The 15564-nt window shown below is 42.3% G+C and carries 15 protein-coding genes and 3 pseudogenes; 12 read left to right on the top strand and 6 right to left on the bottom strand.

What is annotated here, in order from left to right:
- Positions 1-39 precede the first annotated feature (39 nt).
- Together ACED28_RS14990 and ACED28_RS14985 are read left to right on the top strand one after the other, a co-directional pair.
- A pseudogene (locus ACED28_RS14990) lies at positions 40-174 on the top strand (L-threonine 3-dehydrogenase); the annotation flags it as partial.
- A gap of 124 nt (positions 175-298) precedes the next feature.
- Positions 299-442 (top strand): annotated as a pseudogene (locus ACED28_RS14985) (L-threonine 3-dehydrogenase); the annotation flags it as partial.
- Between the two features lie 111 nt (positions 443-553).
- Here ACED28_RS14985 and ACED28_RS14980 read toward each other — a convergent pair.
- Positions 554-1591: a tyrosine-type recombinase/integrase gene (locus tag ACED28_RS14980; protein ID WP_182796471.1), complete on the bottom strand. Its 1038-nt coding sequence runs from the start codon at positions 1589-1591 to the stop codon at positions 554-556.
- 133 nt (positions 1592-1724) lie between these two features.
- Between ACED28_RS14980 and ACED28_RS14975 the strand changes: the two genes are divergently transcribed.
- Complete coding sequence (locus ACED28_RS14975) at positions 1725-2105, top strand: hypothetical protein (RefSeq protein WP_145571655.1); 381 nt, start codon at positions 1725-1727, stop codon at positions 2103-2105.
- A 703-nt stretch (positions 2106-2808) separates the two neighbouring features.
- Here the strand turns inward: ACED28_RS14975 and ACED28_RS14970 are convergent.
- The 4 genes from ACED28_RS14970 to ACED28_RS14955 form a co-directional block, all read right to left on the bottom strand.
- The gene (locus tag ACED28_RS14970; protein WP_017100620.1) at positions 2809-3840 is read right to left on the bottom strand and encodes an IS110 family transposase; all 1032 of its coding nucleotides are present in this window, start codon (positions 3838-3840) and stop codon (positions 2809-2811) included.
- An 886-nt stretch (positions 3841-4726) separates the two neighbouring features.
- Entirely contained in the window at positions 4727-5593 is an 867-nt protein-coding gene (locus tag ACED28_RS14965; RefSeq protein ID WP_102538662.1) for a hypothetical protein, read from the bottom strand.
- 760 nt (positions 5594-6353) lie between these two features.
- Positions 6354-7163 carry a DUF2167 domain-containing protein gene (locus ACED28_RS14960; protein WP_102257508.1) on the bottom strand — a complete coding sequence of 270 codons (810 nt, stop codon included), beginning with the start codon at positions 7161-7163 and terminating at the stop codon, positions 6354-6356.
- A gap of 596 nt (positions 7164-7759) precedes the next feature.
- A complete protein-coding gene (locus ACED28_RS14955; protein ID WP_017091823.1) occupies positions 7760-8386 on the bottom strand; it encodes a phage repressor protein CI in 627 nt (208 codons plus the stop codon).
- 91 nt (positions 8387-8477) lie between these two features.
- Between ACED28_RS14955 and ACED28_RS14950 the strand changes: the two genes are divergently transcribed.
- The 4 genes from ACED28_RS14950 (at position 8478) to ACED28_RS14935 (ending at position 11666) form a co-directional block, all read left to right on the top strand.
- Entirely contained in the window at positions 8478-8690 is a 213-nt protein-coding gene (locus ACED28_RS14950) for a hypothetical protein (RefSeq protein WP_029203682.1), read from the top strand.
- Between the two features lie 113 nt (positions 8691-8803).
- On the top strand, positions 8804-9316 hold the full coding sequence (locus tag ACED28_RS14945) for a phage regulatory CII family protein (RefSeq protein WP_016799974.1): 513 nt from the start codon (positions 8804-8806) through the stop codon (positions 9314-9316).
- A gap of 685 nt (positions 9317-10001) precedes the next feature.
- Positions 10002-11168: a replication initiation protein gene (locus ACED28_RS14940; protein ID WP_016799976.1), complete on the top strand. Its 1167-nt coding sequence runs from the start codon at positions 10002-10004 to the stop codon at positions 11166-11168.
- Between the two features lie 267 nt (positions 11169-11435).
- Entirely contained in the window at positions 11436-11666 is a 231-nt protein-coding gene (locus ACED28_RS14935) for a hypothetical protein (RefSeq protein WP_016799977.1), read from the top strand.
- Between the two features lie 143 nt (positions 11667-11809).
- On the opposite strand, the gene ACED28_RS14930 is transcribed toward ACED28_RS14935, so the two are convergent.
- Positions 11810-12382, bottom strand: a complete 573-nt coding sequence (locus ACED28_RS14930) for a DUF2913 family protein (RefSeq protein ID WP_016799978.1) — start codon at positions 12380-12382, stop codon at positions 11810-11812.
- 233 nt (positions 12383-12615) lie between these two features.
- Here ACED28_RS14930 and ACED28_RS14925 point away from each other — a divergent pair, with 233 nt between their 5' ends.
- The 5 genes and pseudogenes from ACED28_RS14925 (at position 12616) to ACED28_RS14905 (ending at position 15086) form a co-directional block, all read left to right on the top strand.
- Positions 12616-12873 carry a type II toxin-antitoxin system Phd/YefM family antitoxin gene (locus tag ACED28_RS14925; RefSeq protein ID WP_016799979.1) on the top strand — a complete coding sequence of 86 codons (258 nt, stop codon included), beginning with the start codon at positions 12616-12618 and terminating at the stop codon, positions 12871-12873.
- Positions 12861-13093: pseudogene (locus tag ACED28_RS14920) on the top strand (type II toxin-antitoxin system RelE/ParE family toxin). Before ACED28_RS14925 ends, ACED28_RS14920 begins: the two are co-directional and overlap by 13 nt.
- Positions 13094-13289: 196 nt before the next feature.
- Positions 13290-13532: a hypothetical protein gene (locus tag ACED28_RS14915; RefSeq protein WP_240700347.1), complete on the top strand. Its 243-nt coding sequence runs from the start codon at positions 13290-13292 to the stop codon at positions 13530-13532.
- A gap of 464 nt (positions 13533-13996) precedes the next feature.
- Positions 13997-14770 carry a ParA family protein gene (locus ACED28_RS14910; protein WP_016799981.1) on the top strand — a complete coding sequence of 258 codons (774 nt, stop codon included), beginning with the start codon at positions 13997-13999 and terminating at the stop codon, positions 14768-14770.
- Between the two features lie 16 nt (positions 14771-14786).
- On the top strand, positions 14787-15086 hold the full coding sequence (locus ACED28_RS14905) for a hypothetical protein (protein WP_016799982.1): 300 nt from the start codon (positions 14787-14789) through the stop codon (positions 15084-15086).
- Positions 15087-15564: the final 478 nt, after the last annotated feature.

The raw sequence follows: 15564 nt of genomic DNA, 5'->3' as shown, positions 1-15564 counted from the left end.
GTGTTTGTTTTAAATTTACTTATCTTCTCGTTGTAGACAATGGCTTCTTTGATTCAGTCAGGTTTAGATCTAACACCAATCATTACTCACCACTACAAAGTGGACGACTTCCAGAAAGGCTTCGACATGATGCGTTCTGGTATGTCTGGTAAGGTGATTTTAGACTGGGAGTAAGTTATTACCGGTTTTGAATATCAGAAGGCAACAGGTAAAACTGTTGCCTTTTTTGTCGCCACTCTGTAGCCATTTTTAATTGATAATCAGCATAATCTATTGATATTTAATGGTTATTTTTGTTTTTTATATAGTGGCGAGTTTGATTCAATCAGGGTTAGACCTATCACCAATCATTACTCATCACTTTAAAATTGATGATTTCCAAGCTGGCTTCGATGCTATGCGTAGTGGGCTTTCTGGCAAGGTTATCCTTGATTGGGAATAGAAAAAATTAGGCTCTAAATAGCAAAAGGCGACAGTGAAAACTGTCGCCTTTTTTACGAATAAAACCGCTAAATAACGGTCGATTACAGTGTCTGCCGCCACTTTGTCGCCATTAATTCTCTAATGGATTGAGGTGTACAGCTTGTATCAAATGTTCTGGAGCAAAATGAGAATACGCCATTGTCTGCTCAATCTTAGTATGCCCAAGAATACGCTGTAACACCAAGATATCCCCTTTGTTCATCATAAAATGCGAAGCAAAGGTATGCCGTAGAACATGCGTCGCTTGCCCACTCGGAACGTGCTCTGGTAAAGCTCTTTTAATGTAGCGCCAGGCGTCCTTGTAACTCGTGTTAAAAATTTCATGGTCGCTCACGGCGATATCTAAGATCTCTTGATATAAAGCTGGTGAGATGGGCACACTTCGATTCCTCTTACCTTTTGTCTCGGTGTAAGTCAGTTTAAATTCAGCTACCTGTGAACGGGTAAGAGTTAGAGCTTCACTTATACGGGCACCGGTGGCTAAGCAAATCTTAGAAATTACAATGAGCTGTGGAATCGAGACTGTAATGACTCGGTTGCAATTCTTTAAGTTAACTAAGAACTCTTCAATTTGTGGCTTGGTTAGATATGCCAGGTTCTTCTCGCTAGTTTTGATTGTATCGATAGCTTCAATCGGGTTGGGGTATATCCATTGATTGTACTTGATTAGTTTCTTGAACATTCCCTTTAGATAAATCAATTCCATGTTATGTGTTGTTGGTGAGACCTCAACAGATTTATTTTTGCCACGGTAGGGTATTCGCGCTGCACGATAGTCCAAGTAGTCTCGTTCTTTAAGGTGGTAGGCAATCGGGTTACCTAATCCTTCAATTGTTTTGGCTATTAGATCCCGAGCTTGTTTACCTGATTTCAACGTATGACCGTGTATGTTCCACCAAGTGTCTAACAGTTCGCTCATTCTACGGTGATCGGGTTTACTTCCCATCCATGGCTTATCGTCAATCTCCTTCAACGTGTGAAGCTCAAAAGCTTTTGCTTCTCCCTTAGTCGTAAACTTTTTACGAACACGCTTCCCCGTTCGCCCATTTGGGTAACATTCGCAGAGCCAAGGTTTGGTAGAACCATCTTTTAAATTGCGGATAGACATAATAAAGCCTAAGATTACTGTATATAAAAACAGTATAATTAGAGCTGAAACGTAGAACAATGTTTTATATCGGACAAAAAGCACAGGTTAGGCTCCTCTCTCAAAGTGCTAAGAAAGCTAATAGGTTATTGCTATGTATCAATCAATTCATGTGACTGCTGGCTACAGTCATTTCAAAATCAACAGTGATGGTCCAATTGGAGTAAGTAAGAAGAACCAAGGTGAGATTGACGCGGTTTTGAAACTAGGTAATCGCTTTACGGCACCATTTGGTGGGTTTATAGAAGCTGAAAATGTGATCGGCTTGAAGTGGGTGAAGCTAGTTGATATTAAATATCTGTGTACTGATGAAGAAGCCGAAACTATCGAGTACGTGATACAAAAAGACCATTATGTAGTGGGGACGTATCAAGACCGGAAGTTGTATATTTTATTGTTTGGTGGAGAACCAAAGCACCATCAGATCAAAGGCCTTGAACAAGATGGGAAAAATAATGTGTTTGGGTTGTTTTAATGTAGAGGTGATAATTTATAAATCAGTTAGGCCAGAAACTTACAGTCCGTATTGTCGGCTTGATCTTATAGATTAGCAGGTTGGCTAGCTCATTTTTGTCCAGAGGCTTCATAGACCTGAATTTTGACTCATGGCACTTTCTAACTCGAAAGTGCCCCATTCCGTATATGGAATCCACGTATTTACAAAGTGATTTTGGTAATAAAAGTTAAGATGCGGTCGTATATTCGGCTTCTTATTGAAGGAGCTACCTTCTAGCCTTTGATGTTTTGCGCACCTACTGTCCTTATCGAGTTAGCAGCTTGCTTAGCATGACAGAACGGCCAGGTTTTCAGTAGGTTGGTCTTACCTTTTATGCTTCATCATTTTGTAAAATTTTAGAATTTGTTAGTGATTAATTAGTAAGTAATACTGGTTTGTATTCAGTCTCATACCGAAGCATTGCCCACGCAGTCCGTACCACTTTGTTCGCCTATATGGAATCCACGTATTTACAAAGTGATTTTGGTAATAAAAGTTAAGATGCGGTCGTATATTCGGCTTCTTATTGAAGGAGCTACCTTCTAGCCTTTGATGTTTTGCGCACCTACTGTCCTTATCGAGTTAGCAGCTTGCTTAGCATGACAGAACGGCCAGGTTTTCAGTAGGTTGGTCTTACCTTTTATGCTTCATCATTTTGTAAAATTTTAGAATTTGTTAGTGATTAATTAGTAAGTAATACTGGTTTGTATTCAGTCTCATACCGAAGCATTGCCCACGCAGTCCGTACCACTTTGTTCGCCAGTGCAATGCAGGCCTTCTTGAAGCCGATACGATCTATGATACTCCTCAACCAAGCATCCTTTTGAGTCTTCGGTTTTTCGGGGAGTCGTCCAACGTAAGACATTGCACCAAGATAGAGAAGGGAGCGTAGCTCCTTCACTCCACCGCATTTATCGATCCCAATCATAAAGACCTTGCCACCTGAACTGTGTTGTTTGGGTGTAAGACCAACAAACGCTGAAGCTTGTCTTCCATTCTTGAACTGCTTTCCATCACCAAGAGTTGTATAGAGCATCGCAGCTGTTGTTTCACCAACACCTTCAATTTCCATTAATCGTTGGCATGGTTCTATCTGGCGGGTTAAAGCATTTTTCTCTTTTTCGAACGCGATGAGTTTTGCTTTCAGTTCTTTATATTGCTCCCACAACATGGACAGAACGGATACAACATTTGCTGGTATTGAGGTCTCTCCATCAAGTACTGTTTGAACCGACGCTTTTAAACCTTTTTCACCTCTAGGGTTTGCTATCCCGTAGCCCAAAATCGTCCCTCTAATGTGAAGCCCTAAGGAAACCACACTACGAGATAAGAACCTACGGCTGGTTTCTAATGAATGCATAGATTGTTGTTCTAATGACTTTGGACGGCTGTACTTGATACCAATTTGGATAGCGGCATTAGCGATAGCAAGGGCATCATTATGATCAGTTTTATGTCCTTCTAGGTAGCCTTTCACTTTCTTCGGGTTGATAATCCGCACTTCGTGTCCAAACTTTTGAGCTAACTGACCCCAATAATGACATCCGCAACACCCTTCCATTGCGACAATGGAAGGCTTAGCCTTGGCAAGAAACTCTTTCATTTTCTGTCGACTTAGAGGTTTATTGGACAGCATCTCACCGTGAACACTGATATGGCAGGCTTGCAGAACATTTTTTGCTAGGTCGATAGCGATAACATTTTTAGTCAACATATTGGAGCCCTCGTTATAATGGCACTCTGCTAAGTGTAGACTGGCAGAGAGGGAGTGGATTCCATACATCAACTTAGACCTTTTATTCTCATCATTCTTCATTATCGAAATTTGACCTAATTTTGCTAATGTAACTTGGTATGTTTAGTTGATTAATGTTCTGACTGACCTTGGATAAGCAACTTGAGCCCCCGTTCACTCTATAAATAGAAAAAAGACATCAATATGATGTCTCTATAGTTGTGCGCCGAGCATGGTGTCAACCTAAGAGGTGAAAGTCCTCTACGTGCCTTGTCGAGCGGGAAGCGTTAGCCTATGCAAGGGTATCCATCGTGAGGTGGAATCTGAAGGAAGCAAATGGCAAAACATAGCTTTGACGAACAGAAATCTGATAATAGGCATAATCAACTTGGGTAACCTAGCAACAGATAGAATAGCCCAAAGTCTCGAACAGAAGTGTGATTATGTAAATCAGGCAGGAGCTATGGGAAAGGGTGGCATCTTACCTCGGGAGATCTTATCAATTGTCTTCGAGACTAGGCTAGCAGTGATGCTAGACGAAGATTGATAAGAAGTCAGCAGAGGGCATAGTACCTACGTCGTAGGGAAGGCCTGAACCAAGGTTTTAGATAAACGGATAACAAATTCTCAGTGTGTGCGGAGTCTCAGTAAAGAGTAGAAACCCTACAGCTACGTTAGGAATAGGTGGAGAAGTCGGAAACGGATCTGCAACTAACGAAGAGAGACAAGACACAGTGGCGTTGAAGTTAGACAGTTCATCTAGGTCAACGAATGTTGGTATACCTTGGAACCGCCGTATGCGACCCACGCTTGTACGGTGGTGTGAGAGGACGGAGGCCGCGAGGCCTCCTCCTACTCGATTTAGCTAAGCTTCCACCGGTACCGATTTGGTTCGAGTTTTAATAATGTCCGATATCGAAAACCAGACAATCAAGGCCACCGAGCTGCTTATTAACATTACTTCTTGAATTGAAGGCTCCGAATATAGCGTCGACTCAAACAAGTAAGAGATCGCAGGAATCACTGATAGCATACAGACCGTCAGTACAGGCTTAGTCACCTCCATTCCTTTCTGAAGTAAAAAGAACGGGAGTACAAAACCAAATACAGAAAGCCCGAACACCTCAGCTAGACTTACTTCCCCGCCAAGACTAGCACCCGTTGAGAGGGCCACACTCGTAGCGACAATACCTGATAATAGAAAACGAAATGCTAAGATCTCATCAATAGACAAATCACCCATAAACTTAGCGTTCGACTTTAATGAAATTAGTGCAGCACCGATCCCGGCCAATGCAGCTAAAACCAAACCCAGCAACAACGCTACATCCATCACGTTGGCCTTAACTGAAAACAAAAGAGTTAGCAAAGCGATGGTGAAAGCCTGCGCCAACCTACCTAAAGTCTCACGAGTGATCACAGACACTACAACCACGGCCACTGCCGACTCAAATAGAGCGGCACTGGAAGCTGGAATATAGGTCAAAGCCAAATGAAACGAGAAGAATGCTAACAAGGTATATAAATTCATCTTAGCCAACGACAGCACCTTCTCCCTAGTGAGATTCAGCTTTTTCGTAACCACCAGTTTGCACAGAAAAAATATCGAGCACAGGAAAAAGGAGGTCGCAGAGAAAATCATAATCTCCCCACTACTAAACTGGAAACTAACACGAGACAAAGCGAATGCCTGTAATGTCACCGAGGCTAAAATAAACACAAAACCCAACATATCTAACCCCTTATGCCGTATAAACCATCATGCTCCAAGCTCTTTAGTCGCTTCAGAGTATTCTCAAACACATCTTTAAGATGAATCAAAATACAGTAAAGCACATTCATATATCACAGCTTAGATGTGGGATGTAAATCAATGTTACTTTGCGTAACTAACAATCAACACACTTACTGCCAACATGTTACGTAACTTTACAGAACTAGAGCAAGAGCTGATATTTGGATCAGCAATACCCGTTAATTATCGACTCTCATACCAAAATCGAGTAAAAAAAACCGTTGGGGCTAGTGCATAAAACCCTCAATTAGTGGAATAGATAAGTAAATTTGGCCACTAGGTTAGAGGTTTTTCTATACCTAAGATAATCCGTTAAATGCTAATTTAGAAATGTCGCTGGCGCGGTTTTGTCCAGAGACGTGTTTAAACCGCTTAAACCGCTTAAATTATATTTAATTTTTACCTGTGGCACTTTCTAGCACGAAAGTGCCCCTTTAAATACTAACGTAATGACTCAGTGACAAATCGTGACACTGAAATTACAGTACTTTTTCTCATGGTTGCGACTAGCAGCGTAGTGAAAGGAATCTCCCAAAAGTGTGCGCAGACGATGTTCTCAGCTTGTAATTTTCGTATGCATCATTGTGTTTCTCGTTGGCAGTAATATCTCGCAACTGGCCAAATTGCGTGCACTTATTGATGACTGCGAGGATATCTGGACTAAATAGTACAGTAGCCCCAGTAATTAACCTCACTGCTATTTGTCTTTTTTGAATAGTTTGTTTTTTAACCAAACCACAGGCAAGAATATAAGAAACCATAGCTTTTTCCCGAAGGCGAGTAAGAGAGCTCCAATAGCTAATCCACCTTTACCTGCAACCTTTCCTGTGATCAATTTGTACATCAAAGCACCAGCTCCAAAAGCTGCAACCGTATCAGTCTCTGGAACAAAGTCTTTATAGGTATGGCCTTTTTCATACTTTAGCTGTTCTAGAGTCGGCGCTAAGTTATCTTCCGCTGATATAAATTGCTCTTGAGATCCTACCCAAGTGATTTGACTATAACCTTCTCTAGATAATTTCAATGCTCTTGCATTAACTATTTTCTCATTCTCACTACTGTGCGCCCTTATAGCATAATACATCGTTGCTTCTTTCTTGTTTAATGTTGGTTTCTCTGCCCATCCATCAATAAAGAGAAGCGCGCCTTTCCTATGCTTATTATCATCCTCTGTACTATCGATAAGCTCTTGAAGTAAATCATTGCTATCAATACTTTCTTCCCAATCATCCATTTTTATAAAGCCAGGTCTGCTTTCTGTTATAATAAACCTGCTTAAATCTTGGTTTAAAAGAACTGCATTTGGAGAGCTAGGAACTCCATTAATTTCTTCTTCTAAAATTGCTGCGTCATCACCTCTAACCAAAGACTGCTCAGTCATAACTAGGATCGTTGCGTCTTGATTTGGTACGTCATATATACCTTCATATTCCCAGTTAAGGTTATCGAGTGGATTGGCAAATACCGAGCTTGCGATTAGCACTAATCCAATGGCCATGTATTTCATTTTTTTTCACTTAAATGCATATTATTTTTGTGCAATTTACCAGCTAAATACTTTAGTTATGTTGATAAAGATCTAAATGTAAGATATTGATATATATGTCAATTGTATATGATTGGTAGGCTATGCCGACATAGAGCCAGAAAGATTTAGTACAGTATTTATCTACCTTGAGCAATAACTGGAAGTATTTTAAAACTAATACTTGAACTTGCTGTTAAGTATTCACATCAGAGACTAAGGGGTATAAGCGATTCAGGGGGAGTTGAATGTTCGGCAAATAAAATTGCATCAAGTGAACCCGACACAATGAACTGAAGATAGAAGAAACTGCCTAGTTCTTATCAAAATCGCCACCTGTAGCAACAGTGCCTTTCCGCATTTTGAGATACTAAAAGATATTCAGGCGCGGCTAAATTGGGAGAGTCATTGACACGTCTTTGTCCAACATTGAGCCAAAGAAGAAGACTGCCATAAGGCCGTCTTTTTCTTTGCAAGTGCCACTCCCCACGAGGGTAGGGTGATAAGAGGCTCGTTAAGTATCGGTGACGCTATTAATCAAATTAGCTGCAGTGCTCTCAAACAGATGAGTGCAACAGTTAACGCTTTTCTATCACTAACGCGACTCTACCTACAACACTTACTTCATCTTCTTCGACGGTTAGAATCGAACCGTTAAAGCTGATTGCTAGCTTTTTGCCTGGTAAGCGCTGGATGTCGTTTAGCGAGAGTAGGCCGTCCATATCAACTAGGTATGTACCGCTTACTGCATGGTGAGATTCTTTATTTATAAGGAACGTAGTAGTTCCATCTTTGATTGCTATTACATTACTCACACCTAACTCGTCTAGAAGAGCTTTATCGAATGCAAGTATCCCTTTCCCAACCAATTTACCGTCGTCAATAGAGAAACAGTCGATATCGAAAAGAGTTTTCGATTCGTTCTTCTTATTAATATGCTTTTGGGTTGGTGTTTTAGGGTACGGTTCGCCTTTATCTAGAAGTAACCATTCAAGTGAGACTCCAGTGCTCAAATGAGTCCTTACTGCAATTTCAAAGGGAGTAAGGTTTCTCTGTCGCCAAGTCGCGATTGTTGATTTTGGGATGCCAAATACGTCTGCTACGTCCTGTTGGCGGTCTGAATTCGTGATATCTATCAACTTCTTGATAATATCTCTACCTCCCAAATACGATATTTGGTCTATTTTAAGTTGCTTGTTATTCATATGTGATCAATAATCGCAATTGAGTTCGAAATGGTGGGGTGCAACTCGTCATTCCGAAATTAAACATTCAATGACCAAGCAGGATATCATTATGCTCTCATATCAAGTAGTCCTAAATACGCCTTTCATGACGTACGACCAATACTCTCAGTTCTCCGGAATGCCGAAACGCACCATCATGGATTGGGTAGCTGATGGTCGCTTACCTATTAAAACTAAAGCAAAAGGTAAAGAAACCCCTCTCATCAATATGGTCATGTTGCTAGAAATGGCAACGCGTGAAACGTTGGAGAGAATGGGGTAAATAGCCATGCGTTTATCTTTCATAACTTCGACCAAAGAGCTTTGTCCGTTGGGGCTAACATTCTTGGTTGGAGTTTCGTTGTCATCTCGTCTTTCTTCAATTGAGTATTGGTTATGAACGGAATTGACTCAATAGGCGAATTTTCTCGCACAAAACAAGGGGCCTTTAATGAGGCGTGTTGCGTGTTCGCTAGGTCAGAGAATATGGCTAGGCTGGCAGAGGTCATAGGGATGAGTCCGACCATGCTGCGGAATAAACTTAATCCTGATCAGCCTCATGTCCTGAGTTGTGTTGAAGCCATCACTCTCGCCAAAGTGAGCGGTAATCACATTATTGTAAACAGCTTACTTCTTGGACTTGGGGTGGTCACCGCTTATATACCGCCCAACACTACCGATGATGCCTTTGTTTTGTGCGCACTAGAGAGCTCGACCCATTCGGGTGAGTTGTCTCGAATGGCTTTGGAGTATGCAGGAAAGCCTAGGCTTACTCGGGCACAGAAATATGAGATTGTTCAGACCGTACACGCGAATATCAGCGGTCAGGTTTTGCTCCTCAATAGTTTGGAAAAACTGAATCAAGGTGTTGGTCTGCTCAAAGCGATAGGGCGGAAAGGTGGGCGCTAGTGGTATATCAGTTTCAAGTATTCATTCGGAGGGGTGATGCTCATTGCTCCGGATCATAAGCCATCTTCTGAAAGGTCTGGTCATGGATTAACAGAGGAAGATAAGCGAAGAGGCCTTCGCTATATCAGGCGCATCCGACGCGAGTTATGTGACCGTCAACTTTCGCCATTATTGGTTGAGTGGATGAGGTTAACGTATCAATTAAGGCATTCGAATCGGGTGTTTGAACAAGTACGGCTGCGAATTCGTTTATTCGGTCTTGAAAAGCGAATGCAAAGAATCAGACAGCGTTGGCTTTAACGCGTTGTCCTTAGCCTGAGTAACGTCATTGGCTGCTCCCAAAGGAGAGCCTGTTAGCCAAGGAAAACGTGATGAATAATCATGAGTGGGCGGTCATAGGCGGTAAGGTGCTTCAAACAAGCCAAGAAGCGGTCTTCTATCTAGCGGTAGTGAGCGAAGACCAATGGCGTGATGCATTCCGCTGTCCTGTGAAAAGCGGGGTGAGGGGAAATGACGAACACTTAACAATTGAACGCCTGAATGGAAAGGATTCATCAGGTTCGACAGGCTTATTGGGCGCCACTAAGAGCGTCAACTCGGTCGTAACGTACGAGGCCTTGGAAAGGGTGTTTATCCAGAGCGAGTCAGGAAGTCAACGTGGACAAGGGACGGTGAGGGCGAGCCGATGACGGCTCATTCTGAATACGCTGCGTCTTCGTCTATGTCGTGTTTGAGCCGGTTGCTTGAGGAAGCGCCTTATTTGTCGAGGTGCAGTGACAACAAAACCGCGATGCTAATTCGACCTCGAAACTACGCCGTCAGATGGCCCTATATGCAGGTCAATCGAAAAGAGATGCAGGCGTGGATGGTTTTCGATATTGATCATGAACACCGAGCTTTCCCCAATCCCTACATTTGGCAAGATGAAGGGTTGCCGCCCCCCAATATGATTGTCCGAAACCGTACCAGTAATAAAGCCCACCTTTTTTATGCCATTGTACCGGTTTGCACCAGTGATCAGGCTCGCTCCAAACCCATTCAGTACCTCAAAGCCATTTATCGCGCGTTAGCCTTGCGATTGGAGGCGGACTTGAGTTATTCAGGGCCTGTTGCCAAAACGCCCTTTCATCCTTGGTGGCAGACAACCGAACTTCACCGCAGTGTCTATGAACTTAACGAGTTAGCGGATTCGCTTGAACTGGAGAGTACGCGGCCGTGGCTTCGTCAAGAGAGTGACGTTTCTTATTCCCGGAATTGTACTTTGTTTGAACGTACTCGCCGGTTCGCTTATGACATCGTCGACGAAGAAAGGGAAAAGGGCAGCTATACGAATTTTAAAGGCCGTGTAGAGAGCTTTGCACATATCAATAATGCCAATTTGGTGGGTAAGCCGTCTTTGCCATGCAGTGAGGTGTTAGCGGTGGTAAAAAGCGTCTCTCGTTGGACCTGGGATAAATATTGTGCTCGGTCAGACTGCCAGCGAGGTGTGATGAGGTTGGATAGTGGATTAAGTTTACAGGAAAGGCAGCGTAGAGCGGCCAGAAGAACTCATAACCTTCGTCGGACGAAGACCACTCGCCGAATTATCCGCGCCTGTCTGTTTCTGTTACGCAAAAATCAGGAGCTCACGATTGGTTTGGTGGCGCGTAAGGCGAACTTGTGTCGCCAGACCGTCAGTCGTTACGTCTATCTGTTTGAATGGGTCAAGTCTGCTTTATCCGAAAGTAGGCGAAATGGGCCAGAGCCTCGTGGTAATTATGCTGTTCATCAGATATCTGCCCCTATAACGTTAGAGAGGGCGGAGTATGAAGTAGGGAAAAAGAAGGCGGTGCTTGAGTCGGCTTTTCCTTGAGTTAAATAATAATGAGTAACTATCGACTAAAAACGAGGTCCCTTAGTAAATTCAATTATGGAGTTGAGACTAGGTTGCATTTATTGGACACCCGATCATCTCCTCTCTTACTTTTTGTCCGCGAGCTCCTTTTTAAAGACATGAAATGTGTTCTAAGGGTGAGTCGACATGACCCTGTTCAATGTGATTGATGTCTCAATTTGTTTAAATATGGATTCACCCGCTCCATATTGCTGTATATTTACACAGTAACTTAAGGGAGGAGTTATGTCTTTTAAAGATAAAGAGACACTGTCAACAGGAATTGAATTCATTGTTGAAGCCGTAGCGGTGAAGACGAATGGCCAAGATCATTCAGCGTTAGGCTTATATCTGATCAGCTTACTGTTAGAAGATCAAAAGATTGGCCTTGATTGTGATGAAAAAAGGACGGTAGTACCGCTTGGTAAATCGCGTACAACACATCTTGATTTGGGCTGGAAGTGCCCAACGTTTTAGATTTGGTTGTGTTAGTTGGCGCTTCATATAGCTGTGGGACAATTACTAAGGTACAGGATAGACAATTGATGGAAAAGTACAGGTAAGCACTCACAAGAGTCTTGGACCAGTTAAGGCTAAACAGTGTGTGATAAGCAGTATGGTTAGCTAATTGGGTGGACTTTGTAATGATAGTTATTCAACTCTTCACTTGCTTGGCACAACTCATATGTGAAATAAGGTTGGGTTGCTAAGCTCTTAGTGAATCTGTCTAATTCATTCGTATGTATAAACAGCGAAATGGGTGCAATCTGACGGTTTTCATTATCGAAGCAATGATCAATATGTGCTCTGTCGATATAAACAACGTCCATTTCCTGCTTAGGGGTCTCTTCAATAAGTTTTGTTTCTAATCCGCTCTTCTCAAAGCGTTCTAACAAGGCATAAAGCTTATCAACGTCGTTTTTGCTCTCTATCGCTGAATATTGAGATAAAACGCTTTCTAAGTGTTTTTCGATTGAGCCAAATTTACTCTTCATCAAACAAACAGTTTTAAGCTTTTTCTTGATAAGGCTATATCGAGCTTGTTTGATTTTTGGCTTTAAGAAGTCAATGATGATCTTGTTTCGTTGCTCTTCTTTAACAAAGTGACTGGAAGTTTTTACTTTGAAGTAAAGGTGAAGAAGAGTGTTTTCGAAGGTCGACTTAAGAAGTTGATGGTATGAATGTTCTGACATTGTTCACATCGATTATTTTCTGGTGAGGGTATCTTATCACAAGAATAGCAAGGCTCTAAGGCCGAAACCCAAGTGACGCCATTTGCTGTTTGTGTGTTGTTGAGTGAGTTTCCTACTCATAAGAAGCATGACTTAAGAGTGATTCTTAACGCTCAATATCTCTGCGCTAAACCTGGCACCTTGAAAGTGATACGACAGTATCACTTTATTACTCTTATTTTGGAGTTACTCTTATGAAAGTCGAGATCGTTACTTCCCTCAAGCGTCAAGCGTCCCAAATCCTAGCGGACTTACACGACACCAAAGAACCTGTGCTAATCACCGAACACGGTAAACCTTCTGCGTATTTGGTTGATGTGGACGACTATCATTTTATGCAAAACCGTTTGGTTATCTTTGAAGGGATCGCATGTGGTGAGCGCGCCATTTCACAAGGCAAGTCCTTGAGTCAGGATGAAGCTAAGGACAAGATGTCAAAATGGCTGAAGTGATTTGGAGTGAGCCGCGTGATCGGACCTCAAGGATATCGCGAAATACATTGCCCTTGAATATCTGGTTGCGGCCAAGCAGATGATTCAAAATATTTTCGACAAAGTTGAACACCTCAATTACCGAGAAGTTGTGGTCAACCCTTGTCGTGTTTTTTGCAAGCAAGACGGGGACAAGGTGTACATCTTGTTTGTGATGCGCGCGGAGCAAGGTTTATGTTGATTTTTGTATGAGCAAACAGTCAAGCGTCTGTGCCACCTCTGATAAGCTGATGGTCTACATCCGTTAAGACTCGAGTATGGCGAAAAAGAAAAAGGAACGCCAATCTAGGCGCCTCGCCAAACCAGTACTTTCATGGACGGAGGTTAAACTGATCACCAGCCGACGACATCGTATCGAGGGCGCATTAAGCTTCAGGGTGTCGACCATCTCTAGACAACAAGTCTTACCCGAATACGAGCGTATTTGGGAACAAACCATCGTCGAAGAAGCTTACCAACAAGCGATGGGCGAGTTATTAGATCAGGGCGATGTCGTGTTAAGAGTAGAAGACTCAATGGGCTTCTCATTCATTATGGGTATTTTCTTTTGGGAACACCTTTCTACAAACAGCCGCAATGAACAGTGGGATTTCACTTCCATGACTCTGCCCAGTGGGTGACTCAATCTTGTCGTGGCGTTCAACCAGTTGGCGCTGCTCATCACGCCAGTAGGCAAAACTTAGCCATTCTTTGGGTTTAAATTCGCGTCTTTCTGGTGTGAGTCAGATAGCTCCAAATATCGATGGCGCGTCGGGACTTGATGAATCCGATTCATGCTTAAACAGTGTCCCCCGTCGTAGTCACAATATTTTCAATTTCAGAACTGACTTTGATTCTAGTGTTGGGATTAACTTAACCAAGAAGTTTTGGTTGGTGAGGAGCCTAATAACTTGATTCATACGGATAGTGATCTCGCGGCTGGTGTCACTTTCTTTAGGATTTTTAGTGTCTTGACATCATCGACTGGTAACGGGGGAATAACTTTAAGTGTTGATAGAAAAAGTGTATTACATATGTAATACATTGACAGTGTGCTTTTTGTTTTTTATTGTGTATTACACATGTAATACATGAGGTGTTTATTATGAAAACTAAGATCATCAGCGCGGCGAACCAAAAAGGTGGCGTTGGAAAAACCACGACTCTTGTCAATTTAGGGGCTGAGCTTGCACGAAAACGAAAAGTGTTAGTTATTGACCTCGATCCTCAAGGGAACTGCTCTAAAACGTTAACCGGACAACGTGATTTTAAGTTTGAAGAGACGGTGGCTGCTTTGTTTGATAAGCCTAAAGTTGTGTCCATTGTCGATTTAATTCAACCTGCACAGATTAATGGGAACTCTATTGAAAACCTCTATGTCGTTCCCGCTGATGTTCAGTTGTCACGTGTCATCGAAACATCACTGACAAAGATTAATCGTGAACGAATTTTAGAAAAGCAATTAGCGAAGTTAGGTGATACCTATGATTTCATTCTTCTTGATACTCCACCAAACTTATCCCTAACGACTCTTAACGCAATCCAGGCTTCAGACCTTATCTTGATCCCTGTAGATTCAGGTGCATTTTCATTAGACGGCATTAGCTCTTTACTCGAAGCTGTCTATGAAATTAAGGAGGATGAAGGCAATTATCTGATCTTGAGGAACGAGGTCGACTCAAGAAACACTATTATTAATGAGTTCATTGATGAGGAATTGGAGGTAGTACAAGATAAATTGCTACCAGTATCTGTCCGTCGTTCTGAGCATGTTGGACAAGCTAATGCCGTTTCCTCTCCTGTGCGCTTTTATAAATCGGGATCTCTTGTTAATAACGATTACCGAAAACTGGCTGCGTTTCTTTTGAATTTGATGTAATACATAGGTAATACATATGAGCAAGTTGAAAAAACGAGGAGCTATAACAGCTATCTCTACTGACAAGAACGAAGGTTCAAGTAAGTCGACTGGAATTACGACTGTCAAAAAGAAAGTGACGACATCTTATATGGTGCCTCCTCTGACTCTTAGAATGTCACTTACTGATAAAGAACGGATAACCGATTGGGTAGCAAATCTGCAAGAGCAGACAGAGAGAAATGTGTCTGCAGCGAAACTGTACCGAGCTTTGGCTTTATATCGAGACAAGATAGATGATGAAGAGCTCGTTGAGTTGATTAATAAAATGAATTGAATATGTATTACCTATGTAATACATATTTGCTTTTAAGGCTCTGTATCTATTTTAAGACATTTCATAGAGCCTTAGTTTGGACTTAACTTCTAGCACGGATGAACATGACACTTGAAGCGTCTTATTACCTGTTCTGGGCCTTCTCTCCTTGTAAAGACTAACACTTTAAACGTGTCTTTAATCATGACTCTTATCGTTGCCTTGGTTCCCCTGCAGCTAGGCCTTGTTTGAACCCCGTTATTGTCCTAAGAGTCATAGCGCCTTGTCGTTTCCTCCTCGTTGTTCTCTCTGTCTTCGAATAAGTTCGTGTAAGGGCTTGTTTTCTTATGCGCCGATTTTCTTTCACTCGCATCATTTTCGGGCATGCAGGCTGTTAACCGTTTCTCCCCACAACCTGCTTTACAAGGGAGGCTTCGCCGCTGCGCGCCCTTGCAAAGCAGAACGATGTTGAGAGAGCGGACAGCCAAGCGGCTCCGAA

This window comes from Vibrio sp. 1F253, assembly GCF_041439295.1.
GTDB lineage: Bacteria > Pseudomonadota > Gammaproteobacteria > Enterobacterales > Vibrionaceae > Vibrio > Vibrio tasmaniensis_A.
This window is presented reverse-complemented; position numbering and strand designations above follow the sequence as displayed.